Annotated in this window: 28 protein-coding genes and 3 tRNA genes; 23 read left to right on the top strand and 8 right to left on the bottom strand. The window is 73.3% G+C overall.

Going from position 1 to position 24,824, the window contains the following annotated elements; genetic code table 11:
• Window positions 1-2: 2 nt before the first annotated feature.
• Genes DQE82_RS07015 through DQE82_RS07040 form a run of 6 tightly spaced genes read left to right on the top strand, consistent with a single transcriptional unit; the run spans window position 3 to window position 3,487 of the window.
• Window positions 3-848, top strand: a complete 846-nt coding sequence (locus DQE82_RS07015) for a type II secretion system F family protein (protein WP_113972382.1) — start codon at window positions 3-5, stop codon at window positions 846-848.
• A 23-nt stretch (window positions 849-871) separates the two neighbouring features.
• Entirely contained in the window at window positions 872-1,081 is a 210-nt protein-coding gene (locus tag DQE82_RS07020; protein ID WP_013283462.1) for a hypothetical protein, read from the top strand.
• Window positions 1,081-1,563: a TadE family protein gene (locus DQE82_RS07025; RefSeq protein WP_104113534.1), complete on the top strand. Its 483-nt coding sequence runs from the start codon at window positions 1,081-1,083 to the stop codon at window positions 1,561-1,563. The genes DQE82_RS07020 and DQE82_RS07025 overlap by 1 nt, the downstream gene beginning before the upstream one ends.
• A complete protein-coding gene (locus DQE82_RS07030; protein ID WP_043327510.1) occupies window positions 1,560-2,033 on the top strand; it encodes a TadE/TadG family type IV pilus assembly protein in 474 nt (157 codons plus the stop codon). Before DQE82_RS07025 ends, DQE82_RS07030 begins: the two co-directional genes overlap by 4 nt.
• The gene (locus DQE82_RS07035) at window positions 2,030-2,461 is read left to right on the top strand and encodes a hypothetical protein (protein ID WP_043327511.1); all 432 of its coding nucleotides are present in this window, start codon (window positions 2,030-2,032) and stop codon (window positions 2,459-2,461) included. Before DQE82_RS07030 ends, DQE82_RS07035 begins: the two co-directional genes overlap by 4 nt.
• 15 nt (window positions 2,462-2,476) lie before the next feature.
• Window positions 2,477-3,487 (top strand): LysM peptidoglycan-binding domain-containing protein, encoded by a 1,011-nt coding sequence (locus tag DQE82_RS07040; protein ID WP_113972248.1) that lies wholly within the window; start codon window positions 2,477-2,479, stop codon window positions 3,485-3,487.
• 1 nt (window position 3,488) lies between these two features.
• Here DQE82_RS07040 and DQE82_RS07045 read toward each other — a convergent pair whose 3' ends face one another.
• Entirely contained in the window at window positions 3,489-4,340 is an 852-nt protein-coding gene (locus tag DQE82_RS07045) for a Rieske 2Fe-2S domain-containing protein (protein ID WP_113972249.1), read from the bottom strand.
• Window positions 4,341-4,450: 110 nt separating this feature from the next.
• Here DQE82_RS07045 and DQE82_RS07050 point away from each other — a divergent pair, with 110 nt between their 5' ends.
• The 3 genes from DQE82_RS07050 to DQE82_RS07060 are packed head-to-tail and all read left to right on the top strand — an operon-like array spanning window position 4,451 to window position 5,887.
• The gene (locus tag DQE82_RS07050) at window positions 4,451-4,660 is read left to right on the top strand and encodes a type II toxin-antitoxin system VapB family antitoxin (RefSeq protein WP_030500628.1); all 210 of its coding nucleotides are present in this window, start codon (window positions 4,451-4,453) and stop codon (window positions 4,658-4,660) included.
• Complete coding sequence (locus tag DQE82_RS07055) at window positions 4,657-5,082, top strand: PIN domain nuclease (RefSeq protein ID WP_113972250.1); 426 nt, start codon at window positions 4,657-4,659, stop codon at window positions 5,080-5,082. Before DQE82_RS07050 ends, DQE82_RS07055 begins: the two co-directional genes overlap by 4 nt.
• Before the next feature lie 40 nt (window positions 5,083-5,122).
• Window positions 5,123-5,887 (top strand): crotonase/enoyl-CoA hydratase family protein, encoded by a 765-nt coding sequence (locus DQE82_RS07060; RefSeq protein WP_113972251.1) that lies wholly within the window; start codon window positions 5,123-5,125, stop codon window positions 5,885-5,887.
• 4 nt (window positions 5,888-5,891) lie between these two features.
• Here the strand turns inward: DQE82_RS07060 and DQE82_RS07065 are convergent, their stop codons facing one another.
• Window positions 5,892-7,376 (bottom strand): NAD(P)/FAD-dependent oxidoreductase, encoded by a 1,485-nt coding sequence (locus DQE82_RS07065; RefSeq protein ID WP_113972252.1) that lies wholly within the window; start codon window positions 7,374-7,376, stop codon window positions 5,892-5,894.
• A gap of 92 nt (window positions 7,377-7,468) precedes the next feature.
• Between DQE82_RS07065 and DQE82_RS07070 the strand changes: the two genes are divergently transcribed.
• Entirely contained in the window at window positions 7,469-8,686 is a 1,218-nt protein-coding gene (locus DQE82_RS07070) for a serine hydrolase domain-containing protein (protein WP_233514601.1), read from the top strand.
• Window positions 8,687-8,934: 248 nt separating this feature from the next.
• On the opposite strand, the gene DQE82_RS07075 is transcribed toward DQE82_RS07070, so the two are convergent.
• Together DQE82_RS07075 and DQE82_RS07080 are read right to left on the bottom strand one after the other, a co-directional pair.
• Entirely contained in the window at window positions 8,935-10,257 is a 1,323-nt protein-coding gene (locus DQE82_RS07075) for a deoxyribodipyrimidine photo-lyase (RefSeq protein ID WP_113972253.1), read from the bottom strand.
• Window positions 10,254-11,180, bottom strand: coding sequence for a phytoene/squalene synthase family protein (locus tag DQE82_RS07080; RefSeq protein ID WP_043327518.1), 927 nt, complete (start codon window positions 11,178-11,180; stop codon window positions 10,254-10,256). Before DQE82_RS07080 ends, DQE82_RS07075 begins: the two co-directional genes overlap by 4 nt.
• 64 nt (window positions 11,181-11,244) lie before the next feature.
• Between DQE82_RS07080 and DQE82_RS07085 the strand changes: the two genes are divergently transcribed.
• The 8 genes from DQE82_RS07085 to DQE82_RS07120 all read left to right on the top strand — a co-directional run bounded on the left by DQE82_RS07085 (window position 11,245) and on the right by DQE82_RS07120 (window position 16,771).
• Entirely contained in the window at window positions 11,245-12,399 is a 1,155-nt protein-coding gene (locus DQE82_RS07085) for a polyprenyl synthetase family protein (protein WP_069088148.1), read from the top strand.
• A 29-nt stretch (window positions 12,400-12,428) separates the two neighbouring features.
• Entirely contained in the window at window positions 12,429-13,910 is a 1,482-nt protein-coding gene (crtI, locus tag DQE82_RS07090) for a phytoene desaturase family protein (RefSeq protein ID WP_181373707.1), read from the top strand.
• Window positions 13,907-14,500 (top strand): isopentenyl-diphosphate Delta-isomerase, encoded by a 594-nt coding sequence (gene idi, locus DQE82_RS07095; protein WP_043327521.1) that lies wholly within the window; start codon window positions 13,907-13,909, stop codon window positions 14,498-14,500. Before crtI ends, idi begins: the two co-directional genes overlap by 4 nt.
• Window positions 14,490-15,437, top strand: a complete 948-nt coding sequence (locus tag DQE82_RS07100) for a MerR family transcriptional regulator (RefSeq protein WP_043327522.1) — start codon at window positions 14,490-14,492, stop codon at window positions 15,435-15,437. Before idi ends, DQE82_RS07100 begins: the two co-directional genes overlap by 11 nt.
• Window positions 15,438-15,512: 75 nt before the next feature.
• Entirely contained in the window at window positions 15,513-16,298 is a 786-nt protein-coding gene (locus DQE82_RS07105; RefSeq protein WP_043327523.1) for a polysaccharide deacetylase family protein, read from the top strand.
• 143 nt (window positions 16,299-16,441) lie between these two features.
• Window positions 16,442-16,514: transfer RNA gene (locus DQE82_RS07110), tRNA-Glu, on the top strand.
• 33 nt (window positions 16,515-16,547) lie between these two features.
• A tRNA-Asp gene (locus DQE82_RS07115) sits at window positions 16,548-16,621 on the top strand.
• 76 nt (window positions 16,622-16,697) lie between these two features.
• Window positions 16,698-16,771, top strand: a tRNA-Phe gene (locus tag DQE82_RS07120).
• Window positions 16,772-16,833: 62 nt separating this feature from the next.
• On the opposite strand, the gene DQE82_RS07125 is transcribed toward DQE82_RS07120, so the two are convergent.
• Complete coding sequence (locus tag DQE82_RS07125; protein WP_113972254.1) at window positions 16,834-17,730, bottom strand: LysR family transcriptional regulator; 897 nt, start codon at window positions 17,728-17,730, stop codon at window positions 16,834-16,836.
• A gap of 80 nt (window positions 17,731-17,810) precedes the next feature.
• On the opposite strand from DQE82_RS07125, the gene DQE82_RS07130 reads away from it, so the two are divergent.
• The 3 genes from DQE82_RS07130 to DQE82_RS07140 all read left to right on the top strand — a co-directional run bounded on the left by DQE82_RS07130 (window position 17,811) and on the right by DQE82_RS07140 (window position 20,816).
• On the top strand, window positions 17,811-19,046 hold the full coding sequence (locus DQE82_RS07130; RefSeq protein ID WP_199495946.1) for an NAD(P)-binding domain-containing protein: 1,236 nt from the start codon (window positions 17,811-17,813) through the stop codon (window positions 19,044-19,046).
• 147 nt (window positions 19,047-19,193) lie between these two features.
• The gene (locus DQE82_RS07135) at window positions 19,194-20,180 is read left to right on the top strand and encodes a hypothetical protein (RefSeq protein ID WP_233514602.1); all 987 of its coding nucleotides are present in this window, start codon (window positions 19,194-19,196) and stop codon (window positions 20,178-20,180) included.
• A gap of 51 nt (window positions 20,181-20,231) precedes the next feature.
• Window positions 20,232-20,816: an N-acetyltransferase gene (locus DQE82_RS07140; RefSeq protein ID WP_113972255.1), complete on the top strand. Its 585-nt coding sequence runs from the start codon at window positions 20,232-20,234 to the stop codon at window positions 20,814-20,816.
• Between the two features lie 50 nt (window positions 20,817-20,866).
• Here DQE82_RS07140 and DQE82_RS07145 read toward each other — a convergent pair whose 3' ends face one another.
• Complete coding sequence (locus DQE82_RS07145; RefSeq protein ID WP_043327526.1) at window positions 20,867-21,304, bottom strand: ArsI/CadI family heavy metal resistance metalloenzyme; 438 nt, start codon at window positions 21,302-21,304, stop codon at window positions 20,867-20,869.
• A gap of 297 nt (window positions 21,305-21,601) precedes the next feature.
• Here DQE82_RS07145 and DQE82_RS07150 point away from each other — a divergent pair, with 297 nt between their 5' ends.
• On the top strand, window positions 21,602-22,114 hold the full coding sequence (locus DQE82_RS07150; protein WP_064448343.1) for an SRPBCC family protein: 513 nt from the start codon (window positions 21,602-21,604) through the stop codon (window positions 22,112-22,114).
• Between the two features lie 20 nt (window positions 22,115-22,134).
• Here the strand turns inward: DQE82_RS07150 and DQE82_RS07155 are convergent, their stop codons facing one another.
• Window positions 22,135-22,839 (bottom strand): DUF2786 domain-containing protein, encoded by a 705-nt coding sequence (locus DQE82_RS07155; protein ID WP_043327528.1) that lies wholly within the window; start codon window positions 22,837-22,839, stop codon window positions 22,135-22,137.
• A gap of 44 nt (window positions 22,840-22,883) precedes the next feature.
• On the bottom strand, window positions 22,884-23,273 hold the full coding sequence (locus tag DQE82_RS07160; protein WP_043327529.1) for a hypothetical protein: 390 nt from the start codon (window positions 23,271-23,273) through the stop codon (window positions 22,884-22,886).
• A 166-nt stretch (window positions 23,274-23,439) separates the two neighbouring features.
• On the opposite strand from DQE82_RS07160, the gene DQE82_RS07165 reads away from it, so the two are divergent.
• Window positions 23,440-24,777 (top strand): ABC transporter substrate-binding protein, encoded by a 1,338-nt coding sequence (locus DQE82_RS07165; protein WP_043327530.1) that lies wholly within the window; start codon window positions 23,440-23,442, stop codon window positions 24,775-24,777.
• Window positions 24,778-24,824 lie beyond the last annotated feature (47 nt).

A 24,824-nucleotide genomic window follows, 5' to 3' on the forward strand; every position in this document is an offset into this window, starting at 1 on the left:
AGATGGCGATCGCGGTCCTCGGCGGGTGCGCGGTCGGGCTCGGGCTGTTCCTGGTGGTACGCGAGGCGCTGCCGGCCACCCCGGCGCTCGGCCCGGCGCTGCGCCGGCTGCACCAGCCGCCCGGCCAGGCCCCGGCCGCCGGCGCCGGACCGGACTGGATCGGCGGGTTCGCCCGCTGGCTGCGCCCGCCGCACCGGCAGCTCGCGCTGCTCGACCGCACCCCCGAGCAGTACGCGCTGTCGGTGCTGCTCTCCGCGCTCGTCGGGTTCGCCACCCCGGCGGTCGCCTCGGCGGTGCTCTTCGTCGGCGGGGTGGCGCTGCCGCTGGCCGTGCCGGTGGTGGCCAGCCTGGGTCTGGCGCTCGGCGCCGGACTGCTCGCGCACCGCTCGGTCCTCGCCAAGGCCGACGCCGCCCGGGACGAGTTCCGGCAGGCGGTCTGCACCTACCTCGACCTGGTGGCGCTGCAGCTGTCCGCCGCGCACGGCCCGGTGCAGTCGCTGGAACGCGCGGCGGCGGTCTGCGACGGCTGGGTCTTCGACCGGATCCGGGAGGCGCTGCGGCTCGCCCAGCTCCAGATGCACTCGCCCTGGGACGAGTTGCAGGAGCTGGCCGACCGGATCGGCATCCCGGAACTGGGCGACGTGGGCGCGATCATGCGCTCCTCCGGCAGCGAGGGCGCCCAGGTGCACGAGACGTTGCGGTCCCGTGCCGACTCGCTGCGCGACCAGATCCGTACCGACAACCTGGCCCGGGCCGAGGGGGTCACCAGCAAGTTGGACATCCCCGGCTCGCTGCTGGTGTTCGTCCTGCTCGGCTTCGCCGTCTATCCGTTCCTCGCCCGTCTGTGAACCCCATCGAGAAGGAGACGACCATGCACCTCTACGCCTACCTGTACGTGGCGGTGAGCACCCGCCTCGCCGAGCTGCGCCGGGACTCCGAGCGCGGCGACAGCCCGGTGCCGACCGCGGTGATCATCTTCGGCCTGGTCGCGGTGGCCATGGCGGTCACCGGGCTCGCGCTGGCCAAGGCGAACAACTGGATGAACGCCATCCCGAACAACACGGCGCCGCAGGCCCCGTGATGCCCCGCCCCGCCCGTACGGTCCGGAGCCGGCCGGCGCCCGCCGGCCGGCCCGCCGGTCCGCCCGGTCCGGGGCGGATCGCCGCTGCTCTGCGCGCCCGTCTGGCCGAGGGCGAGCGGGGCGCCAATCCGGTCGAGCTGGCCGTGGTGATGCCGGTGATCCTGGTGATGCTGTTCGGCTCGATCCAGGTCGCCGTCTGGTTCGTGGCCCGGTCCACGGCGCTCAACGCCGCGCAGACCGGTGTGAACGCCCAGCGCACGATCGACGCCGGGCCGGACGCCGGCCGGGAGCGGGCGATCAGCTTCCTGCAGCAGTCCGGGGACTGGCTGGTCGACTGGGAGCAGACCGGCCCGACGTGCGTCGAGAGCGCCACCGCCGTCACCTGCACGGTGCAGGGGCGCTCCCTGTCGGTCATCCCGGGTGTCTCGTTCGCGGTCACGCAGACCGCGCACGGCCCGGCCGAACGCTGGACCACCGGATGAGCGCCGGGCCGCGGCGGGACCGGGGTTCCGTCTCGATCGAGGTGGCGGTGCTCGCGCCCGCCTTCATCGGGCTGATGGTGCTGGCCGGGGTCGCCGGGCGGACCGCGATCGCGGACGAGGCGGTGGAGTCGGCCGCGCACGACGCCGCCCGGGCCGCCTCGCTCGCCCGCAACGCCGACGACGGCGCGGAGGCCGCCGAGGAGGCGGCCCGGAACCAGCTCGGCTGGGCGGGGCTGAACTGCTCCGGTCCACCCCAGCTCGACCTCGCGGGCTCGGTGGCCGGTACGACGACGAGCTTCGCCGCCGCGTACGCGAGCGCCGCAGGCGTGCCGGCGACCGTGACGGTCACTGTGACCTGCACCGTCTCCTTCGACGACCTGAGCGCGCCCGGCCTGCCCGGCGTGCCCGGCGGCAAGACCGTCTCGGCGAGGTTCACCTCGCCGCTGGACACCTACCGGAGTCGCGGATGACCGGGCGGCGCGCGGCGGAGAACGGCCGGGTGAGTCTCTTCCTGGCCGTGGCGATGACCGGCGTACTGGCGATCATCAGCCTCGCCTACGACGGCGCCGGCCAGCTGCGCACGCTCCAACGCGCGGACAACCTGGCCGCCGAGGCGGCCCGCGCCGGCGGCCAGATGATCGACCGCGCGCGGGCCATCGAGGGCGGCCCGAAGCAGATCGACCAGGTCGCCGCCCGCGCCGCGGTCGCCGCCTACCTCGACGCGGCGGGCGGCGTCCAGGACCACGAGGTCGACTTCCCCGTGGTCGGCGCCGAGACCCAGATCCGGGTGAGCGTGCAGATCACCTACAGCCGGGACCTGCTGAGTCTGTTCGGCGTGCAGAAATCCGCCACCGTCACCGGTGAGGCCACCGCTCGGGCGCTCACCGGCCCACCGTAGGAAGGGAAGGCCGCCATGGGCGCACCCCGACGCTCCCCCGTCCGCCGCGCCGGCCAGGTTCTCACCGGCCTCGGCGCCCTCGTCGTGCTCGTCGGCGTGCTGGCCGGCGGGCCGGTCGCGCTGCTGGCGTTCGCCGGCAACCCGCTGCCGGATCACCTGCCCACGTTCGCCGAGATCGGTACGACGTTGACCAGCCGCGACGACGGTCAACTGTTCCTGCGCGCGCTGGCGGTGGTGGGCTGGTTCGGCTGGGCCACGTTCGCGATCTCCGTCGTGGTGGAGTTGCTCGCGGCTGCGGTACGCCGGCCGGCGCCGAAGCTGCCCGGCATGCACCGCCAGCAGAAGGCCGCAGCCGCGCTCGTCGGTTCGGTCGCGCTGATCCTGGCCGCGAGCCCGGCCGCGGCGAGCGCCGCCGCGCTGACCGCCCCGCAGCCGGCGGTCGCCGCTTCTGCCGTCACCGCGCCGAGCCGGGTCGCGCCGCCGGCCCCGGTCGCGTCGGAGGCGGACGACCCGGCCGTGTACCGGGTGGCGAAGGGCGACTACCTGGGTGAGGTGGCCGACCGCTACCTGGACGACTTCGACAGGTACAAGGAGCTGGCCCGGCTGAACCGGCTCGCCGACCCGGACCGGATCCGCCCCGGCCAGCTCATCACGCTGCCGGACGGCGCGACGGACTCCGGCGCCCGGCGGCACGCCACCGGGCGGCTGGTGGTGACCAAGCCGGCCCAGACCGCACCGGTCAAGCCGGGTGGCGGCGGCGCGTCGTCGAGCGCGCCGCAGGCGAAGCCGAAGCCCACCCCGCGGGACGCGACGCCCACAGTGGAGGCGCCGGTCGGTCAGCCGCCGGCCATGTCGGCGGGCGCGTCCCGGCCCACCGCCGAGGAGGGCATCAACCGTCCGCTCGCCATCTCGGCGGTGCTGGCGGTCGCGAGCATCGTGGGCGCGCAGATCGGCGCGCTGCTGGGGTTGCGCAAGCGGCCGGTGCCCGCCCGCGCGGGTTCCAGCGGGCGGCACCGGCGGGACTGAGTCAGGGCAGCCGGGCCTCGACCCGGCCGGACACCACGCGGGTGGGGAGCACGATCTGGTCGTTCGCGGCCGGGCCGTGCACCACCTCGCCGCCGTTGAGCCGGAACGCGCTGCCGTGCCAGGGGCAGACCACGCAGGCGTGACCGTCGATCCGCTCCACAGTGCCCTCGCCGAGCGGGCCGCTCTGGTGCGGGCAGCGCTCCAGCATCACCGTGACGTCGTCGCCGTCCCGGTAGAGGATCACCGAGACGTCGTCGATCTTCTTGGTGACCAGTTCGTGCCGGGGCAGGCTGCTCAGGTCGCCGACCCGGTGCCAGCCGTCGCTGATCAGGTGCAGCTCGGAGACGCTCTGGCTGGCCTGGGCGCCCTGCTTGTACGCGAGGTGCCCACCCAGGTACGCGCCACCGCTGGCGGCGGACAGACCGAGGTAGGACAGCGCCCGGCCGAGGCCGTGCCGCCCGTTGAGGCGGGCCGCCAGCGAGCCGGCGTACAGCGCCAGGCCGACCGTGTTGGCGGCGGCGTGCACCAGGCCGATCCGGCGCTGGTCGCGGGTGAGCGTGGCCCAGTCGTTGAGCCCGGCGACGGCTGCGGGCAGCGCGCTGACCGTACCGAGGCCCACCAGCGCGGTGGCGGCTCGGCGCTGGCCGGGCAGCAGGTCCACCACGGCGGCGGAGATCCAGGCGCCGACCGGCACCTGCACCATCGCGGGGTGCAGCGGATGGCCGAGCCACACGCCGTGCAGCGCGTCGCGTACCCGCTGGGAACGCAACGTGCCCTGGACGGCGCGCTGCAACCGGTCACCCACCCGGTCGAGACCGGTGGCCTGTTCGATCTTCGTCAGTAGTTCGCGCACCCGTTCCGACTTCCCGGCAGGAGAGCCCCCAAACCGGACGCCCCGGAATTCCCTCGCACAGCCTCCGCGCTGGATATACTCGGGCGGCTGGTCGTATATAGGGAGCCGCGATGACCAAGATCCTGGTGGACGTCGACGACGAGGCGCTGGCGGATGCCGCCGAGGCGTTCGGCACGAAGACCAAGAAGGACACGGTGAACGTCGCTCTCCGCGAGGGCGCGGCGAGACTGCGCCGCGCCCGGGCACTGGCGGAGCTGGCCGAACGCGGGCAGGCCGGTGACTTCGACGAACTGCTCGACAAGGGTGCCTACCGCTCGTGAAGCTGGCCGACTACCTGATCGACACCAGCGCCCTCGTCCGGCTCCTGCGTGATCCCGACGTGCTGGCGCGCTGGGAACAGCAGGTGACAGCGGGTCTGCTCGCCGTGTGCCCGCTGGTCGAGCTGGAATTCCTCTACACCGCCCGGTCGGTCGCCGACCGGACGCGCCTGACGGAGCAGCTCCGGGCCGCCTTCGGCTGGGTGGTCATGCCGGACCGGATCTACGAACGCGCCGCCGAGATCCAGGGCGAGCTGACCGCGCGGGGCACGCACCGCTCGGCGGGCGCGGTCGACCTGCTCATCGCCGCCACCGCCGAGTACCACGGCCTCTCGCTGCTGCACTACGACCGGGACTTCGACCAGGTCGGCGCCGTCACCGGCCAGCCGATGCGCTGGCTGACCCGATCCGGCTCGATCAAATAGGGCGTAGCCACGGCAGCGCCGTCGCGGGCATGCTGAGCCCATGGGGGTACGCGTCGAGCACGCCGGTGCCGTGACCACTGTGATCCTGGACCGGCCCGAGGCCCGTAACGCCGTGGACGGGCCGACCGCACGAGCGCTCGCCGACGCGTTCCGCGCGTTCGACGCCGACCCGGACGCGGCGGTCGCGGTGCTCTGGGGCGCGGGCGGCACGTTCTGCTCCGGCGCCGATCTGAAGGCCGTCGGCACGCCGCGCGGCAACCGCGTCGAGCCCGAGGGGGACGGACCGATGGGCCCCACCCGGATGCGGCTGTCCAAGCCGGTGATCGCGGCGATCTCCGGGTACGCGGTGGCGGGCGGGCTGGAGCTGGCGCTCTGGTGTGACCTGCGTATCGCCGAGTCGGACGCGACGCTCGGCGTGTTCTGCCGCCGGTGGGGCGTACCGTTGATCGACGGCGGGACGGTCCGGCTGCCCCGGCTGATCGGCGAGAGCCGGGCGATGGACCTGATCCTCACCGGACGCCCGGTCGGCGCCGACGAGGCGTACGCGATGGGTCTGGTCAACCGGCTGGTCGCGCCGGGTGAGGCCCGCGCGGCGGCCGAGGAACTGGCCGCCGCGATCGCCCGGTCTCCGCAGACGTGCCTGCGCAACGACCGGGCGGCGGTGCTGGACGGCGCGGGGCGGCCGGAGCCGGAGGCGATGGCCACCGAGCTGGCCTACGGCATGGAGTCGCTGGCGGTGGACGGGGTACGCGGGGCCGGCCGGTTCGCCGCCGGGGCCGGCCGCCACGGTGCGCCGGCCGGCTGAGGCGTCACTTCAGGGCGCGCAACGCGTCCTCGATGGCCCGGTGGAACGTCGGGTACGCGTAGATCATGTGCCGGAGCTGGCTGATCGGCACCGCCGCGTGCACCGCCACGACGAGCGCGGAGAGCACCTCGCCGCCGGCCGGTCCGGCCGAGGTGGCCCCGATGAGCACGCCCTGGTCGGCGTCGGCGACCAGCTTGATGAACCCGGCGTTGCCGGTCTTGTGGATCCAGCCCCGGGCCGACGAGGTGAGATCGGCGTATCCGACCTGGACGTTGACGCCGCGCTCGCGGGCCTGCTGCTCGGTGAGGCCGACCGCGCCGACCTCGGGGTCGGTGAACGTGACCCGGGGCAGCGCCCGGTAGTCGGCGACCGGGACGCTGCCCGGCGCGACGCTCGATCCGCCCGCGCTCATCGCGCCGCCGACCGAGCTGACCACACCGGCCGCGCCGCCGACCACGCTCGCGGTGCCGCTGGCGTCCGGGCCGCCCTTGGTACGCCGCATGTGGTCGAGGACGTCGGCCACCACGATGCCGGCCTGGTACATGGCGATGTGGGTGAACGCGCCCTCGCCGGTGAGGTCACCGACCGCCCAGATCCCCTCGGTGACGTGCATCCGGTCGTTCACCGGCAGGTAGCGCTGCCCGGCGTCCACCCCGACCGTGTCCAGGCCCAACTCCTCCAGGTGCGCCTTGCGGCCGGTCACCACGAGCAGCTTCTCGCCGGTGAACTCGGCGCCGTCGGCGTACACGGTGAACGCGCCGCCGTCGTGGCCGACCCGGCCGGCCTTGACCCCGGTGTGGATCTCCACCCCGTCGGCGCGCAGCGCGTCGGCGGCGAGCGCTGACGCCTCCGGCTCCTCGACGGCGAGCACCCGGTCGGCCGCCTCGATGACCGTCACCCGCACGCCGAACCGGGCGAAGACCTGCGCGAGTTCCAGCCCGATCGCGCCGCCGCCGAGCACCAGCAGCGACGCGGGCAGCTCCTCCACCTCGATGGCCTGGTGATTCGTCCAGTACGGCGTGTCGGCCAGCCCGTCGATCGGCGGGACCGAGGGCCGGGTGCCGGTGCCGAGGACCACGCCGTACCGGGCCTGGAACACCTGGTCGCCGACGCGTACCCGGTTCGGGCCGTCGAGCCGCCCGCTGCCCCGGACGAACCGGCCGCCCTTGCCGGTGAAGCGGTCCACCGCCACCTTGTCGTCCCAGGTGTCGGTGGCCTCGGCCCGGATCCGCTTCGCCACCGGCGCCCAGTCCGGCCGCACCTGGGCGGACCCGGCCAGCTCGTTGACCCGGTGCGCCTCGGCCAGCGCGTTCGCCGCCCGGATCATCATCTTGCTCGGCACGCACCCCCAGTAGGGGCACTCGCCGCCGACCAGGTCCCGTTCGATGCCGACCACTGTGAGGCCGGCCTCGGCGAGCCGTCCGGCCACCTCCTCGCCGCCGACGCCGAGCCCGACCACTACTACGTCAACCTGTTCCGGCTCCGCCATTCCGCAAGCATTCCGTACCTTCGGGACACCGGCCACCGCACCGGCCCCGAATTCCCGCGCTCGTCACGAACGCGACCGCCTACCGTGGCCGCATGCACACGCGCTTCACCCCGGTCCGGGACTGCTTCCACGACCTGTTCGTCACCGGCCGGGAGACCGGCGCGTCGCTCGCGGTGCGGCACGACGGCGTACCGGTGATCGAGCTGATGGGCGGCACGGCGGCGGCGGTCCCGCCCAGTGCGGTCGTGCCGATGGCAGGGGCGGACCGGGCGTGGCGTCCGGACACGCTCGTGGACGTCTACTCGACCGGCAAGCCGGTGGTGGCGCTCTGTCTGCTGCTGCTCGTCGACCGGGGCCGGGTCGACCTGGACGCGCCGGTGTCGGCGTACTGGCCGGAGTTCCGCACCCCGGCGACCGTCCGGCAGGTCCTCGCCCACACCGCCGGGCTGCCCGCCTTCCCGGTGCCCCGGCCCGCCGCGGCCATCGCCGACTGGGGCCTGCTCTGCGCCGACCTGGCGGCGGCCGAGCCGGAGTGGGACCCGGGCGCCGTCGCGGGCGAGCACGCCTGGACGTACGGGCACCTGGTGGGCGAGTTGGTCCGCCGGGTGGACGGGCGGCCGGTGGGCCGGTTCCTGGCCGAGGAGATCGCCGGTCCGTGGCGCCTGGACCTGGCCTTCGGGCTGGGTGAGGCCGACCGGCGGCGGTGCGCCGACCTGTCGTACGCCGATCCGGCCTGGCCGGACGCGATGCGCGGCGAGCCGGGTTCGTTGCGGGCGCGGGCGCTGGACAACCCGCCCGGCGGGCGCGACGTCGCGATGGTGAACAGCGACCTCTGGCGGGCCGCCGAGATCCCGGCGGTGAACCTGCACGCCACCGCCCCGGGCTCGCCCGGCTGTACGCGGGCCTGCTCGCCGGCGGCACCCTGGACGGGGTACGCCTGTTCAGCCCGGAGCTGGTCGCCGAGGCGACGCGGGTGCAGTATTCCGGGCCGGACCTGCTGCTGGACCGGCCGGTGTACTGGACGCTCGGCATGCAGTGGGAGCCGGACGGCAGCTGGGGTATGGGCGGGATCGGCGGCAGCAGCGCCTGGGCCGAACCGGAGCGGGGCTACACCTTCGCGTACGCGACCGCCCGGCTGGCCGACCACGATCGGGTGGAGGAGCTGGTCGAGGCGCTGCACTCCTGCCTCTGACGGTCAGTCACGTTCTGTAATTCCGGCGCGTCGTCACGCAGCGCATTCGGCCGGCAGTCGCGCCTGGCTTCCCCTTTTCCGACTTTGCTCTGCACCCATTGGCGCAGCACCGAGTTGAGCAGCGGATTTCCGCTAGGTCCGAAATCCGCGAGAGGCCCGCACCGGTCACGTTCCGCAACGGGTGCGGATATGGCTGCAGAGCAAAGTCGGCGGAGGTGGATGGCGCGGGCTAGAGGTGCAGTCACCCGCAGTAATCGTGGGCGCCGTGCTGGGGCCCGCTCGGGCTGTGCGTCAGCGACGTTGGGCTCGTGTGACGTTCGCGCTCGTGCGCGGGCGGCGGGCGGCGAGGGGCGAGGGGCGAGGGCGTCAGCGGAGCCAGACCGGGTCGGCGCCGGGCACCTCCAGCGGCGGCGGGTAGTCGAGCGTGCGACGCACAGCGTCGGGCAGCCGCCACGGCTGGTGCACCGCCTTGCCCGCCACCGATTCCAGCTCCGGCACCCACCGCCGCACGTACGCGCCGTCGGGGTCGTAGCGCTCGGCCTGCCGTACCGGGTTGAAGCCGCGGTACGGCCGGGTGTCGTTGCCGGTGCCGGCCACCCACTGCCAGTTGCCGGAGTTGTTGACCCGGTCGCCGTCGAGCAACCACCGGAAGAAGACTTCCAGGCCGGGCCGCCAGTCCAGCCCGAGGTGCTTGGTCAGGTAGCCGGCGGTGATCAGGCGGGCCCGGTTGTGCATCCAGCCCTCGGCGCGCATCTGACGCATGCCGGCGTCCACGATCGGCATGCCGGTCCGACCCTCGGCCCAGGCGTCGAGCGCGTGCTCGTCGTACCGCCAGTCCTCCCGGGCGCCCCGCCGGTAGGCGGCCGTGGACAGGTCCGGGAATCCGGCGACGACCTGGTGGTAGAAGTCGCGCCAGCAGAGCTGCCGGACGAACGGGCCGTCGCGGTCGCCGGCCCGGGTCGCCACCGCCAGCGGGGAGACGCAGCCGAAGCGCAGGTACGGGCTGAGCCGGGAGGTCTCGTCGCCGACCATGTCGTCGTGGATGTCGTCGTACCGGTCGAGGGTGGGCAGCCAGGCGGTGAGCCGGCGGCGGGCGGCGTTCTCCCCGCCCACGGCGGCGGCCGGGCTGTCGCCCTTCGGCGGGTCGGGCAGGCGGCCCGGGTCGACGCCGTCGGGCAGCCGGACCCGCTTCGGCGCGGCCAGTTCGTCCCGCAGGCGCACGCCCTGCCAGGCGCGGAAGTAGGGGCTGAACACGCGGTAGTGGTCGCCGCCGCTCGGGCGCAGCGCGCCCGGCTCGACGATCGTCAGGCCGGGGAACAACCGCAGGAACATGCGGTGCCGGTCGCACTCGGCGCGCAGGCGGCGTTCCCGGCTGCGGGCGTAGTGGCTGACGTCGGCGGAGAGCCCGACGCCCTCGGCGCCCACCTTCCGGGCCAGCTTCACCGTCTCGGCCACCGGGTCGCCGCGCCTGATCACCAGGTCGCCGCCGCGCTTGCGCAGCGCCTCGCGCAGGTCGGCCAGGCTCTGGTGCAGGAACCGGGTGCGGTTCGGCGAGAGCTGCTGCAACTCCGGGTCGAGCACGTAGAGCGGCACCACCCGCTCGAACGCGGAACAGGCGGCCGCCAGCGCCGGGTGGTCGTGCACCCGCAGGTCGCGGGTGAACAGCACGACCGCCGTCCGGCCGGTCATCCGGCCAGGGCCGGTTCCAGCGCCGGGCCGGGCACCTGAACCGGCGTGCCGGGCGGGGTGAGCAGCGCCCGCGCGGCCACCGCCATCCGGCGCCGCTGCGGCACCAGGGCCCGGCGGACGAAGACGTCGTAGTCCTGCGCGGCGACCTCGTCCAGGATGCCGCCGTAGAGCGCGTACGCGGTGCGCATGCACGCCTGCGAGGCGGGGTTGAGCAGCGGGATGCCCGGCGCGGCGGCGAGGTAGTGGGCCTGCGCGCGGGTCACCTCGTACTCGATCAGCTCGCGGATACGCGGCGTGGTGCGACCGGCGGCCTTGGCCGCGACGAGGTCGGCGCGGGTGACGTCGAACTTGGCCAGATCCTCGTCGGGCAGGTAGGTCCGGCCCCGGTCGAGGTCCTCGGCGACGTCCCGGATGAAGTTGGTGAGCTGGAAGGCGAAGCCGAGCTGGCGGGCGGGCTCCCGGGCGGCGGCCGGGTCGGAGCTGCCCAGGATCGGCAGCATCATGGTGCCGATGACGGCGGCCGAGCCCTCCATGTAGTCGAGCAGGTCGTCGTAGGTCGGGTACGACATCACCGTCAGGTCCATCGCCATGCTGCGCAGGAACGACGCGAAGTCGTCGCGGTCCAGGTCGAACACGGCGATGGTGTGCAGCACGGCGGGGAGCAGCGGGTCGTCGACCGACGCGCCGTGCAGCCCGGCCACGAATCGATCCGACCACTCGCGCAGCCGGGCCGCGCGCTCGGCGGGCGGCAGGTCCTCGGTGCGGTCGACGATCTCGTCCGCGTAGCGGGTGAATCCGTACAAGGCGTGCACATGTCGCCGTTTCCAGGCGGGGAGCAGCCGGGTGGCGAGATAGTAGGTACGGCCGTGACGCCGGTGCAGCTCGCGGCAGCGGTCATAGGCGGCGGCCAGATCCACGTCCATCGGCCCTCCTCAGTTTCGACGCAGCAATCGACGCAACTCGTAACCCTAGGGTACGCTCGCCCACATGGCCAACGACGCAGTTGCGGGTAATGCGCTCCGCGTCGCGCCGGCTCAGGCCGGGGCGACGGACGATCCGGTCCGCGGCGTACTGGCCGCGTTCACGAAAGACCTGATCAAAGGGGTCGATGAGACGCTGGTGGCGTTCCTGGCCGCGGAAGTCGATTCGCTGACCGAGATCGACGCAGCGATGGGTGCATTCGCCGCAACCGCGCGCGACTGCGTGCTGGCCGGCGGCAAACGGGTCCGGCCCACGTTCGCGTACTGGGGATGGCGGGGCGCTGTCGGCGGGGAGGAACCGATGTGTTCGGTGCTCCCGGCCCTGTCCGCCCTCGAACTGCTACACACGTTCGCGCTCGTGCACGACGACGTGATGGACGCTTCCGACACCCGACGCGGGCTGCCGACCGCGCACCGGGCCGCCGCCGCCCGGCACCGCGCCGCCGGGCACGCGGGCGACCCCGACCGGTACGGCGAAGCGGTCGCCGTCCTCATCGGCGACCTCTGCATGGTGTGGGCCGACCGGCTCATGGGCCACGCGGCGGTCCCCGCCGAGCGGCTGCTCGACGTGCGCCGCTGCTACGACCAGATGCGGGTGGAGACGGTCGCCGGGCAGTTCCTGGACGTGCTCGGCGAGAACGACGCGGGGAACTGGACCGTCGACCGGGCGCTACGGGTGGCCCGGTACAAGACCGCCAGCTACACCGTCCAGCGGCCGCTGCTCTTCGGCGCCTGCCTGGCCGGCACCGACCCGGACGACCCGCTCATCGCCGCGTACACCCGGTACGGGCTGGCCGTCGGCGAGGCGTTCCAGCTCCGCGACGACCTGCTCGGCGTCTACGGCGACCCGGAGACCACCGGCAAGCCGGCCGGGGACGACCTGCGTACCGGCAAGCCGACCGCCCTGCTGATGCTGGCCCGGCAGCTCGCCGACCCGGCGCAGCGCCGGGCGCTGGACCGGGCCGGCTCGGTCACCACGGCACGCGACGTGGACCGGCTTGCCGACGTGGTCCGCGACACCGGCGCCACCGCCCGGGTGGAACGGATGATCGCCGACCGGGTCACCGAGGCGCTCGCCGCGCTCGGCACCGCACCGATCGACGAGACCGCGCGCACCGCGCTGACGGGTCTCGCCACCGCCGCCACGGCGCGGCGGGCATGATGAGCAACTTCGCGAGCAAGGGGGCCGGAATGCGTACCGTCAAGGGACGGACCGACCGGGTGGTGGTGGTCGGCGCCGGGCTGGGTGGACTGGCGTGCGCGCTGCACCTGGCCGGCAGCGGCCGGCAGGTGACGGTGCTGGAGCGCGAGCCGGTGCCCGGCGGGCGCGCCGGGCGGCTCAGCGTCGACGGGTACGAGTTCGACACCGGCCCGACCGTCCTCACCATGCCCGACCTGATCGCCGAGGCGCTCGGCGCGGTCGGCGAGGAGCTGACCGACTGGCTCGACCTGAGCCCGCTCGACCCGGCGTACCGCGCCTACTACCCGGACGGGTCGACGCTCGACGTCATCACCGACACCACCCGGATGGCGGCCGAGATCGCGCGTGTCTGCGGTCCCCGGGAGGCGGACGGCTACCTGCGTTTCGTCGACTACGCCCGCAACCTGTGGCAGTGGGAACGGGCCGACTTCATCGAGCGCAATCTCGACGCGCCGACCGACCTGCTCACCGGCAACCTGCTGAAGTTGTTCGCCAACGGCGCGTTCCGGCGGCTCCAGACGAAGATCAACCAGTTCTTCCGCGACCCGCGGACCCAGCGGATCTTCTCCTTCCAGGCCATGTACGCGGGCCTGTCGCCGCACGACGCGCTGGCGATCTACGCGGTCATCGCGTACCTCGACTCGGTGGCCGGTGTCTGCTTCCCGCGCGGCGGCATCCACGCGGTCTCCCGCGGGATGGCCGGCGCGGCCGAGAAGCACGGCGTGCAGTTCCGGTACGGCACCACGGTGACCCGGGTGGAGACCGCCAACGGCCGCGCCACCGGCGTGATCACCTCCGACGGCGACTTCGTCCCCGCCGACACGGTGGTGCTCAACCCCGACCTGCCGGTCGCCTACGAGGACCTGCTGCCGCCCAGCCGGCAACGCAAGCTCACCTACTCGCCGTCCTGCGTGGTGCTGCACATCGGTTCGACGCAGGGCTATGGCAAGATCGCCCACCACAACATCCACTTCGGGCGCTCCTGGAAGGGGACGTTCGACGAGGTGATCCGCCGAGGCGAGCTGATGACCGACCCGTCGCTGCTGGTGACGAACCCGAGCCGCACCGACCCGTCGGTGGCGCCGGCCGGGAAGCACACCTACTACGTGCTGGCGCCGGTGCCGAACCTGGAGCGGGCGCCGTTCGACTGGACGGGCGACCTCACCCAGCGGTACGCCGACCAGCTCGTAGGCACGCTGGAGGAACGCGGATACGTCGGCTTCGGCGACGGCATCGAGGTGATGCGGGCCGTCACCCCGGCCGACTGGGCGGCACAGGGCATGGCCGCCGGCACGCCGTTCGCCGCCGCGCACAGCCTCTTCCAGACCGGGCCGTTCCGCCCCTCCAACCTGCACCGGAAGCTGGACAACGTGGTCTTCGTCGGCTCCGGCACGCAGCCGGGCGTGGGGGTACCGATGGTGCTGATCAGCGGCAAGCTCGCGGCGGCCCGGATCACCGGGGCGACGGCATGAGCGAGCGGGAGGAACACCTGGTCGAGCTGGTCGGCGACGACGGGCAGGTGCTCGGCGAGACCACCGTGGCGACCGCCCACCAGCCACCCGGCCGGCTGCACCGGGCCTTCTCGGTGCTCCTGGTCGACCCGCAGGGGCGGGTGCTGCTGCAGCAGCGGGCCGCGGTGAAGACGCGGTTCCCGCTGCGCTGGGCGAACTCCTGCTGCGGGCACCCGCTGCCGGGCCAGTCGCTGACCGAGGCCGCCAACCGGCGGCTCGGCGAGGAACTCGGCGTCGGCCCGGTCGAGCTCACCGAGGTGGGCGTCTACATCTACTACGCCGAGGACCCGGCGACCGGCCGCGTCGAGTTCGAGTACGACCACGTGCTGCGCGCCGACGTACCCGCCGACCTGGTGACGCGGCCCGATCCGGACGAGGTGGCCGAGCTGCGCTGGGCCGACCCCGGCGCGGTGGTGGCCGACCTGGACGCCGACCCCCGCGCGTACGCCCCGTGGCTGGGCGGCGTGGTCAACCGGCTGCTGCATCCGGCGGGCCCGGCCCGGCCGGGCGTCGCGGCCTCCGAGGCACCGGAGCGGTCGGGTGGCCGATGAGGCGCTGAGCGCGGGGGCCGTGGCACGCCGGTTGGGTGTGGCGGTCACCACGCTGCGCACCTGGCACCAGCGGTACGGCCTCGGTCCCAGCGAGCACGTGCCGGGCCACCACCGGCGCTACACGCCCGCCGACCTCGCCCGCCTGGAGATCATGCGCCGGCTGACCACCGAGGGGGTGGCGCCCGCCGAGGCGGCCCGCTGGGCCCGGCAGGCCCCGGCCGTGCCGCCGCCGGACCGGCTCGCGCTCAAGGCACGGACCTCGGCGGTACGCGACGGCGGCGGCACGACCATCCCGGTCGGCCGGGCCGGCCCCGCCGCACGGGGGCTGGCCCGTGCCGCGATGCGCCTGGACTCGGTGACCATCGCGCGGACCATCGCCGAGGCGCTCGCCGCCGACGGGGTGGTGGCGACCTGGGAGGGGCTGCTCCGGCCGGTGCTCACCGGGATCGGGGAACGGCACGCCGCCACCGCCGGCCTGATCGAGGTGGAACACCTGATGTCCCGGTGCGTCTCGGTGGCGTTCGCCACGGTGATCCGGGCCCACCCGAACGGCGGACCGCCCCGGATCCTGCTCTCCTGCGCCGACGAGGAACAGCACTCGTTGCCGCTGGAGGCGCTCGCCGCCGCGCTCGCGGAGGCCGGTGTGAGCTCTCGCATGCTCGGCGCCCGGGTGCCGTTGCCCGCCCTGGTTGAGGCGGTCAACCGGACCGGGCCGGCGGCCGTGGTCCTCTGGTCGCACACCCGCGCGACCGCCGACCCGTGCCAGCTCACCGCGCTGCTGACCGTCCCCCGCCGGCCGCTGCTGGTGCTCGCCGCCGGGCCCGGCTGGCGGGCCGACTCGCTGCCGGCCGGGGTGGTCCGGCCGGTGGATCTGGCCGAGGCGCTCTCCCTCGCCCTGGCGGTACGGGACTCGCTGGACCAGTCGACGAAGGGCTGACGGCCCTTTTCGCTCCGGGGCGCGTCCACTACGGTCGGAAAGTCCGTCTGACCCCGACCCCTCCGGGAGCGACGAATGCGTCCACGCGCCCTGCCGGCGCTCGCCCTGGGCCTGGTGCTCCTCGTCACCGCCTGCGGCGAAGCCGGCAAGTCACCCGATCAGGCGGCGGCCTCGCCGTCGGTCTCGGCGTCGCCGTCGCCCGTGACGAAGCCCTCACCGACCCCGACCGCCACCCCCAGGAAGCCGAAGCTGCGCCCGGTGCCCAAGAAGCTCCCGGCGGGCCTGCACCGGGCCAGCGGGAGCAGCGGGGTGGCGCTCACCTTCGACGACGGACCGGATCCCCGCTACACCCCGCAGATCCTGGCCCAGCTCCGGGCGGCCCGGGTCACCGCGACGTTCTGCGTGGTCGGCCAGCAGGCCAAGCGCTACCCGGAGCTGGTGGCCCGGATCGTCCGCGAGGGTCACCAGCTCTGCAACCACAGCTGGCACCACGACGTGAACCTCGGCCGGCGGTCGGCCACCGAGATCCGGGCCGACCTGGAACGGACGAACGACGCCATCCGCGCCGCCGCGCCCAAGGCGCCGATCACCTGGTTCCGCCAGCCCGGCGGCCGGTGGACCGCCGAGGAGATCGTGGTGGCCCGGCAGATGGGCCTGCGCCCGCTGCACTGGAGCGTGGACCCGCAGGACTGGGACCACCCGCCAGCGAAGACGATCATCAAGCGGGTGAAGGGCGCCACCCGGAACGGCTCGATCGTGCTGATGCACGATGCGGGCGGTGACCGGGCCCAGACGATGGCCGCGTGCCGGCACCTGATCCCGGACCTGAAGCGGCGATACGGGATCGCGCGGCTACCCTGACCTGCGGTTTTGCCCGGCGTCGCGGCCATGCCCATACCGGTTTGGCCGTCCGTGCAGACATGACATATGCTTCTCCTGCCTCCGGCGGGGCCGGATGGGAGCAAGTCCGCTTGAAGTTGCGAGTGTGCAATGATGGCGGGGCCGCCCTCATCGTCTAGCGGCCCAGGACGCCGCCCTTTCAAGGCGGTAGCACGGGTTCGAATCCCGTTGGGGGCACGGTCCGGCTCGCGCCGGATGCAACACCAGCCAGGTCCTGTGGAGCAGTTGGAGTGCTCGCCGCCCTGTCAAGGCGGAGGTCGCGGGTTCAAGTCCCGTCAGGACCGCAAGCGCTGACGCCGCGCAGCTCAATGCGCGGCGTTCTGCGTATCGGCTCATGCGGTAGCATGTGCCGAGCACCACGGCCAGGTAGCTCAGTTGGTACGAGCGTCCGACTGAAAATCGGAAGGTCGGCGGTTCGACCCCGCCCCTGGCCACATAGCCTTTCGCCGGGCTACAGGAACGCCGACCAGCGGATACGCAGGTCGGCGTTCTGCTTTCAGCCCAGGTGGGCCGCCTCCGCCCGCAGATGCTCGAGAAAGTGCGTGACCGCCGGCGGCGGCGTCCTGCCCCGCACGGTCGCCGCGAATATCTGCCGCACCGACTCGTCGTCCGGGTGCAGGCGGAGCAGGGCGATGTCCGGCGGGGTTCCGCGTACCGCCAGGGCCGGAACCAGGGCCACCCCCAACCCGGCGGCGACGCATCCCAGCTTGCCGGTCCACTCGGCCGCGACGATGTCGATGCGCGGCGAGAAACCGCTGGGCAGGCTTGCGCGGAGCAGGCTGTTCTCCGCGGTGGCCGAGCCCACGACGAACGCTTCCGGGGCGAGGTCCGCCAGGCGCACCGAGCGGCGGCGCGCCAGCCGGTGGTCACGCGCGACCGCGACCAGGAGCCGCTCGTCGAGCAGGTGTCGCAGGTCGAATCGTTCGCGGTCCAGCTCGCCCGTGGGCGAGGTGCTGACCACTGCCACATCCGCCTCCTCGGCGAGCAGGCGCTCCAGCAGCCGCGGCGTCACGCCCTCGACCAGCGACAGCGAGACCTCCGGGTAGGCCGAGCGGAACGACGCCATCGCCCGGGGTACGAGAGCCGCGACAGCGGTCGGGAAGGCACCCACACGCAGCCGCCCACGGCCGAGCCCGCGCAGGTCGTCGAGGTCACGCCGGGCCGCGGCGAGCCGGTCGAGGACCGCCTCGGCGTGCGGGAGCAGCTCTCGTCCCTCCTCGGTGAGGGCGACGCCGCGGGGCAGCCGGTCGAAGAGCCGGGCGCCGATGTCGGCCTCGAGCGCGGCTATCTGCCGGGAGACAGCCGACTGGGTGAAGCGGAGTGCGCGGGCGGCGGTGGTGATCGAGCCGTGCCGCGCGACGGCGCGGAACACCTCCAGCAGCTGAGTCTCCATGGGCAGGCATGGTAATCACGCATGGCAGGCATGCAAGACATTCGTTGGTCGCATTGCTTTCACCGGCCTAGCGTTACCGCGTGAAGATCATCGCGGTCCTCGGGACCGGGCACATGGGTACGCCGATCGCGCGCCGCCTCCTGGCCGGCGGCAACCGGGTCAGAGTGTGGAACCGCAGCCCGGAGCGTTCGGAGCCGCTCGCGGCGGTCGGCGCGACGGTGGCCGCGAGCCCGTCCGCCGCGGTCGACGGAGCCGAGGTCGTCGTCGTCATGCTCGCCGACGCCGGCGCGGTCGAGACGGTGCTGTTCGGGCCGGACGGCGCCGCCACCGCGCTCCGACCCGGGACGGTCGTGGTGCAGATGTCGACGATCGGGCCGGACGAAGTCCGAGCGGTGGCCGGCCGGCTTCCGGCGGGCGTCTACCTCCTCGACGCCCCCGTCGGCGGCAGCGTCAACGCCGCCCGGGCCGGCACGCTGGTGATCTTCGCGGGCGGCCCTGCCGATGCCGTGGAGAGGGCGGCTCCGGTGCTGGGGCAGCTCGGGACGGTCCGTCACTGCGGTCCGATCGGCGCAGGTGCCGCCGTCAAACTCGTCGCGAACACGGGCCTGGTGACGGCTGTCGCCGCGCTGCACGACGCGCTGGCTGTCGCCGCAGCGCTCGGTGTCGACAGGCAGACCGCCCTCGACGTGCTCGACCGTGGGGCCCTCGGCGGCGCGGTCGGACGGGCCACGGCCTCGGGCGCCTCGTTCGCAGTCACGATGGCGGCGAAGGATGCCCGGCTGGCGCTGCGCCGCCCGGTGCCGGCCCCCGTGCTGGAGGCCGCCCTCGACCTGATGCGGGCCGCGCCGGACCAGGACGCCGATCTCTCCTCCCTCGTCTCCCCCGACTTCTGCGAAGGGACGCTGATGCGCCTCACCCTGGACAACCCCGAATCCGTCGCGGCCCCGTTCGGCGACCGCTTCGCGCACGTCGCCCGGATCGATGTCGGCGGCGGCGCGCTGCTGATGCTCGCCGGACAGGTCGCCGTCGACGACGACGGCGAGGTGGTGGCCCCCGGCGACGCCGGCGCCCAGGCCGAACGGATCTTCGAGATCGTGGGCGGCGTGCTCGCGGCGCACGGCGCGAGCTTCGACGACGTGCTGCACATCCGCACGTTCATGACGGACCTGGCTGACCTGCCGGCGTACGCGGCCGTCCGGCGACGGCTCTTCACTGGCACACCGCCGCCGGCGAGCACGACTGTCGAGGTCAGCAGGCTCTTCCTGCCCGGTGCCGTGCTCGAGGTCGAGGTCACGGCCGTGGTCCGGTCCCGCTAGGTGTCGCGACGATTGCGCTTCCCGGCCGACGGGCCGTATCCACGGCCGGCACAGGTCGCCACCCTGAGTACCTAACGGGTGTACGGTCCCCGGCAACGGCGGCGGCGCCTACGGTGAGCCCGCTGAGTGACGGACGGAATGAGGCAGGTGAGCACCAGAAGGTCGCATGTGCGGACGCTGCGTACGGCTCTGACGTCGGTCCTCGTACTGGCCGTGCTCCTGGTGGGCGGGTGCGGCCGGATCTCGGGGCTCCTGGATTCCGTCTCCCTGTTCCATCCGGTGTGGGGCGCCGACGGCTGGGTCTACTACCTGCGGGAGGTGACCTCGACCTCGGGCTCGGGAGTAGCCGAGGTGTGGCGGCAGCGGCCCGACGGGAGCGGCGAGGAAGCCGTTCTCACGCGCGCCCCGGCGGTGCCCGCCTGCGAAGCGGGCTTGTTCAGCTTCTTGTTCGCCGACCCCGACGGCGACCTCGGGGTGGCCCTCGAATGCGGCTGGGACGGAACGGAGCTGCTCACCTACTCGCCGGCCGACAAGACGTTCGAGCCTCTGGCGTCGACGCGCTTCCTCGCCGGTGCCGCACTCGTGAACGGTGACGGCAGGGGATATGTGCAGGCGCGCCGGAAGTGCGGGCCGGGGGGAATCCAGCTGCTCGCTGACGGGAAGGCGTCTGAGTTCCCCTCTCCGGTGACGGTCGACGGGACAACCTTCAACCTCAGTGGCAGTGATACGGGTTGCGAGTCCATGGTGCTGGTGCGGTCGCCGGCAACCATGGGTGAGCGGCTGTTCTTCATCACCGCACCCGACACCCTCGGCAGGTTGCCGCTGCCTGTCGAGGTGTATCCGTCTGACTTCACCTGGCACCTGACCGAGTGGGACGTCGGATCGGCCACGGCCAGGTTCCTCGCGGAGCTTCCCGGGCTCGCCGACCTGGCGGTGTCGCCGGACGGCAGGTCGGTGATCGCCGCCGTCGCGTCGGATCACGTGGGCGGCGTGTGGTCGGTCGACGTCGACACCGGGAAGAAGACGCGGATCGCCGACGGTAAGCGCGCGTACCACCCGAGCTTCTCTCCGGACGGCAAGCGGTTCGTCTACGTCGAGGCCTTCAGGCGGCTGAGGTTCGCCGAGGCACGGTAGTCGCCGGCCGGCTCACGCCGCGAGGGACGCCCCGCGCCTCGGCCGCGCGATATGTTGCACGCTGTGACAGGGCCTGAGATCACCGTTGCGACGCCGGAAGACCGCGCCCAGGTCGTCACCTCGCTGGTCGCGGCGTTCACCAAGGATCCGGTCCTGCGGCACCTGTTCCCCGACGAGGCGACCTATGCGCGTTATGCGGCCGTCTTCTTCGGGCACCTGTTCGACAAGCGGGTGCACAAGGAGACGATCTGGACGATCGGGCACGGCGCGTCGGTGGCGATCTGGGAGCCGCCGGCATCCGGGAGCGCACAGCCGGACGACGATCTCGCCGCCCGGCTTCCCGCCGACGTGTTGCACCGCGTCCGCGCCTACGACGAGGCGGTGCACGCCGCGCTGCCGTCGGCGCCGTTCTGGTACCTGGGGGTGCTGGGTACGCACCCGGACCACGCCGGCCGCAGGTGCGGCCACGCCGTGATGCGGGTGGGGCTGGACCGGGCCGCCGCGGACGGCCTGCCGGCGATTCTGGAGACCAGCAACCCGGACAACGTCGAGGTGTACCGGCGCGCCGGCTGGGAGGTGGTGCACGCCTTCGCGGAGCCGCTGCCCACCTGGGTCATGCGGAATCGCCGCACCTGACCGTACGACAGAGATCCCCACCGGCGGAGACGCCGGTGGGGATCCGCCGTTCAGACGCCGGCGGGCTGCTCCGCGGTGTCCGAGGCGCAGCAGGCGCTCTCGGTCACCTTCTCCAGCTGCGGCGAGTCGGCCTTGACCGTGTAGACCTCCCACGGCTCGTCGCCGGGGCCGCGCACCCAGACCTTGTCCTGGAGCGCGTAGCAGCACTCGGTGTCGTTCTCCTCCAGCGTGATCAGGCCGGACTCGGTGAGCCGGCTGGTCGCGGCGTTCACCTCGCCGGTGGTGGCCACCTCGACCCCGAGGTGGTCCATCACCGTCGGCAGGCCGGGCTCACCTTCGAGGAGTACGAGCTTCAGCGGCGGGTTCTCCACCGCGAAGTTGGCGTAGCCGGGGCGGCGCTTGGCCGGCTCGACGCCGAACAGCTTGCTGTAGAAGGCGACGGAGCCTTCGAGGTCGGACACGCGCAGGGCGAGCTGGACGCGGGACATGTGAACTCCCTGTCTAGATGTTTATCGAAGCAGACTCCACCCTGCCCTCTGCTTTGAAGTCTGTCAACCTAGAGAAATGTCGAAACAAGCGCTGCCGGCGCCTCGGCGTCGGAGATCTGCGTCCGACTCCGAGCGGCGCGGCACCTGGGCCTGGTACCGGGTACGCCCCGAGGCGTTCCGCCAACTCGGCGCGCCTGTCCCACCACACAGCGCTGTCGTGGAGCGGCGTTCCCGGTGTCCGGAAGCGGGCGCAACGGAAGCTGCGCACCGAGACATGAGCCGGTATGGTCCGGACCTATGGGACAGGAGATGGCCGATCCGGATGAGGTCCGGCAGGAATCCGACCGCTTCTCCCTCCGCAGCAACCTGTTCGCCCCGGCGTCGGCCGAGCGGGCGTACGCCGTGTTCACCGGATCGCTCGCCGACTGGTGGGTACGCGAGTACACCTGGTCCGGCCCGCAGGCGCTCGCCGCGCTCGGCATCGAACCCCGGGCCGGCGGCATGCTCTACGAGATCGGCCCGTACGGCTTCCGCAACGACTGGGGCCGCGTGCTGACCTGGGATCCGCCCCGGCGTCTGGTCTTCACCTGGCAGATCGGCCCGGACCGGGTGCCGGTGCCGGACCCGGCCGGCGCCAGCGAGGTGGAGGTCCTGTTCCACCCCGAGGGCCCGGAACTGACCCGGGTCGAGGTCGAGCACCGCTACTTCGACCGGCACGGCGCCGCGGCCGAGGGCTACCGCGAGGCGCTCACGGCCGGCTGGCACGAGTTGCTCTGCCGCTACCTGGCGACGGTCGCCCGCACCGCCTGACCCGTACCCGATGGGCCCGGTCAGCCGGTGATGCCCGGCGTCGCCGCGGCGCCGGGCACGCCGGTGCCGCCGAGGTCGGCGCGGCGGCCGGCGTCCGCGCCCGGCGCGAAACCACCGCCCGCGAGGCGCCGTCGCGGCGCGGTGCGCAACCTGGGGTACGCCTCGGCGACCCGGCGCTGGACGCGGTCGGAACGGTCGGCGAGTACCAGGGCCGTCGAGGGACCGCCCGCCTCGGCCACCGCGTTCTCCTCGGCTGCGCGCAGCCGCTGCGCGACGACGTACGCGAAGCCGGCCAGCCAGGTACGCCGGAACGCGGCCGGGTGCTCCCCGTCCGGCACGGCGGCTCCCGCCAGTCCGTGCGCGGCCTGCACCAGCAGCGAGGTGAACAGCAACTCGACGCGTTCCAGGTCGCTGGCGAAGCCGAACAGGTGCATGGCGAAACCGTTGCCCTGCCGTCGGCGTACGCAGCGGCAGCGCAACGGTTCGGCGACCGCGGCCAGCAGTCCGGCCTTGTCCCGGGCGTACGGCGCGACCACCTCGACCGTCCGGTCGCCCACCGGGTCGACGGCCGGGTCGCGTGCCGCGAGCAGCGCCCGGTCGACGCCGTAACGGGCGATCAGCTCGGTGGCCTTGGCCATGAACGCGGCCGACTCGGCGGGCGTGCAGGCCGGGTCCTCGGCCTGGGCGAGCAGCTTGCGCACCTTGCTGAGCATCGCCTCGGACATGACCCAGAGCTATCACAGCCGGCGCGCGTCGCGGCGCGGCGGGCTCAGTCGGACCGGCTGCGCAGCGTGGCGATGGTCGAGCCGGCGAGGGTGAGCAGGCAGTCGGGCAGCAGCCCGTCGGCGGCGGCCGCGCCGAACAGCGCCTCACCGGTGTCGGCGTCGTCGTTGGCGCACGCGCTGACGAAGCGGGCCACCCAGCGGGTGTCGTAGTCGGCCTGGTCGATGCCGGGGAAGTCGAGGGCGGCCCCGCCGGCCGGCGCGTCGTCGCCGAGCATGGTGGCGGCCAGGCACCACGCCACCCCGTACGCCCCGGCCAGGCCGGAGCGGTCCACCACCGCGTCGAACGTGCCCACCACCCCGGCGCCGTCGCCGGCGAGGGCGGAACGGAGCACGGCGGTCGCGTCGTCCAGCGTCTGCTGTGCTTCGTCGTTCACCCGCGGAACAGTAGCCCCGGGGGTCAAGCCGTGACCCGGAAATCGCTCGATGAACACGCAGCGTGATTCCCGCAGTCGGGGTGCCGACGGAGCCGACTCCACAGTCCCGCCTACCGCGTGGGCACGCTAAGGTGCGCAGCGGACCTTCGCCGGAGGAAGGACGACCATGCTGAGAACACGCACGTCGCGCGCGGCCCTGTCCATGGCCTGCGCGGCGCTCCTGCTCGCCACGAGCGCCTGCGGGAGCGACGAGCCGGAAGAAGCGCCCGCCACCCAGGTGCGCCTCTACGGCACCGACGGCAACATGCTCAATTCATACCCAGCCGAGCTGAAGGATCGGGCGGATCTGGTGAACGGGATGAAGGGCACCACGCCCCTCACTCCGCTGCCCGAGAGCTTCAAGGAACGACTACTCGCCGTAGACGCGAAGCTGGGTGACTTCCTCTACTCCGCCGAGTCCTACGACGCGGTCGTGATCAGCGCGCTGGCCGCCCAGCTCGCCGGCACCACCGCGCCGGGCGAGATCGCCAAGCAGATCGTCGGGGTCACCACCGGCGGCGAACGCTGCGACGAGGTGGCGACCTGCCTCCAGCTCGCCCGCGCCGGTCAGGACATCCAGTACCGGGGCGTGTCGCTCACCCGGGCCGGGTTCACCGACAACGGCGAGCCGGCCACCGCCAGCTACGGCACCATGCACTTCGACAACCAGAAGATCGACGACAGCAAGACCGAGTTCGTCGGCGCCGGTGAGGAGTCCGGGGCGAGCAGCAAGACGCCGCCGCGCGGTCGCAAGCTGCGCGACGGGAAGGCGAAGGACGCGCCGCTGGTCCTCGGCGGCCTCCTGCCGAAGACCGGCGACCTGGCGCTGGCGTACCCGCCGTTGGCCGCCGGCGCCGCGCTCGCGCTCCGCGAGGTCAACGCCGCCGGTGGTGTGCTCGGTGAGCCGGTGAGGTGGGTCGAGGGCGACGACGGCACCAACCCGGCGGTCGCGAAGGCCACTGTCGCCTCGCACGTCCGGGAGGGCGTCCACGTCATCATCGGCGCCGGTGGTTCCGGCATCTCCCGGGCGGTGCTGCCGGACGTGGTGGCCGCCGGGCGGATCCTGTTCTCGCCGTCGAACACCGACGCGGGGCTGAGCGCGGTGGACGACAACGGCCTCTACTTCCGCACCGCCCCGCCGGACAGCCTCCAGGGTCGCGCGCTGGCCGACGTGATGCTCCGGGACGGACCGCGCAAGATCGCGATCCTGGCCCGTAAGGACTCCTACGGCGAGGGCCTCCAGGAGAACGTCCGTTCGGAGCTGGAGAAGGCCGGCATCGGCGCGGACCGGGTCAAGCTGCTGACCTACGAGCCGCCGGAGGACCCGAAGACCCCCGTCGACTTCTCCGGCATCGCCCAGGAGATCAAGGCGTACGGGCCGGAGGCGCTGCTGCTCATCGGCTTCGCCGAGTCCGCGCCGGCGATCCCGGCTCTGGCGGACGCCGGAGTCCAGATCAGACGCTGAGAAGCGCCGACGACGAGGGCCGCACCGGGAACACCGGCGCGGCCCTC

Source organism: Micromonospora sp. LHW51205 (assembly GCF_003315815.1).
In the GTDB taxonomy this organism is placed as follows: domain Bacteria; phylum Actinomycetota; class Actinomycetes; order Mycobacteriales; family Micromonosporaceae; genus Micromonospora; species Micromonospora chalcea.

Coding starts and splice junctions, on each gene's coding strand:
- DQE82_RS07015 (WP_113972382.1), top strand. CDS start 3: ATGGCGATCGCGGTCCTCGGCGGGTGCGCGGTCGGGCTCGGGCTGTTC.
- DQE82_RS07020 (WP_013283462.1), top strand. CDS start 872: ATGCACCTCTACGCCTACCTGTACGTGGCGGTGAGCACCCGCCTCGCC.
- DQE82_RS07025 (WP_104113534.1), top strand. CDS start 1,081: ATGCCCCGCCCCGCCCGTACGGTCCGGAGCCGGCCGGCGCCCGCCGGC.
- DQE82_RS07030 (WP_043327510.1), top strand. CDS start 1,560: ATGAGCGCCGGGCCGCGGCGGGACCGGGGTTCCGTCTCGATCGAGGTG.
- DQE82_RS07035 (WP_043327511.1), top strand. CDS start 2,030: ATGACCGGGCGGCGCGCGGCGGAGAACGGCCGGGTGAGTCTCTTCCTG.
- DQE82_RS07040 (WP_113972248.1), top strand. CDS start 2,477: ATGGGCGCACCCCGACGCTCCCCCGTCCGCCGCGCCGGCCAGGTTCTC.
- DQE82_RS07050 (WP_030500628.1), top strand. CDS start 4,451: ATGACCAAGATCCTGGTGGACGTCGACGACGAGGCGCTGGCGGATGCC.
- DQE82_RS07060 (WP_113972251.1), top strand. CDS start 5,123: ATGGGGGTACGCGTCGAGCACGCCGGTGCCGTGACCACTGTGATCCTG.
- DQE82_RS07065 (WP_113972252.1), bottom strand. CDS start 7,376: ATGGCGGAGCCGGAACAGGTTGACGTAGTAGTGGTCGGGCTCGGCGTC.
- DQE82_RS07070 (WP_233514601.1), top strand. CDS start 7,469: ATGCACACGCGCTTCACCCCGGTCCGGGACTGCTTCCACGACCTGTTC.
- DQE82_RS07075 (WP_113972253.1), bottom strand. CDS start 10,257: ATGACCGGCCGGACGGCGGTCGTGCTGTTCACCCGCGACCTGCGGGTG.
- DQE82_RS07080 (WP_043327518.1), bottom strand. CDS start 11,180: ATGGACGTGGATCTGGCCGCCGCCTATGACCGCTGCCGCGAGCTGCAC.
- DQE82_RS07085 (WP_069088148.1), top strand. CDS start 11,245: ATGGCCAACGACGCAGTTGCGGGTAATGCGCTCCGCGTCGCGCCGGCT.
- crtI (WP_181373707.1), top strand. CDS start 12,429: ATGCGTACCGTCAAGGGACGGACCGACCGGGTGGTGGTGGTCGGCGCC.
- idi (WP_043327521.1), top strand. CDS start 13,907: ATGAGCGAGCGGGAGGAACACCTGGTCGAGCTGGTCGGCGACGACGGG.
- DQE82_RS07105 (WP_043327523.1), top strand. CDS start 15,513: ATGCGTCCACGCGCCCTGCCGGCGCTCGCCCTGGGCCTGGTGCTCCTC.
- DQE82_RS07125 (WP_113972254.1), bottom strand. CDS start 17,730: ATGGAGACTCAGCTGCTGGAGGTGTTCCGCGCCGTCGCGCGGCACGGC.
- DQE82_RS07140 (WP_113972255.1), top strand. CDS start 20,232: ATGTTGCACGCTGTGACAGGGCCTGAGATCACCGTTGCGACGCCGGAA.
- DQE82_RS07145 (WP_043327526.1), bottom strand. CDS start 21,304: ATGTCCCGCGTCCAGCTCGCCCTGCGCGTGTCCGACCTCGAAGGCTCC.
- DQE82_RS07150 (WP_064448343.1), top strand. CDS start 21,602: ATGGGACAGGAGATGGCCGATCCGGATGAGGTCCGGCAGGAATCCGAC.
- DQE82_RS07155 (WP_043327528.1), bottom strand. CDS start 22,839: ATGTCCGAGGCGATGCTCAGCAAGGTGCGCAAGCTGCTCGCCCAGGCC.
- DQE82_RS07165 (WP_043327530.1), top strand. CDS start 23,440: ATGCTGAGAACACGCACGTCGCGCGCGGCCCTGTCCATGGCCTGCGCG.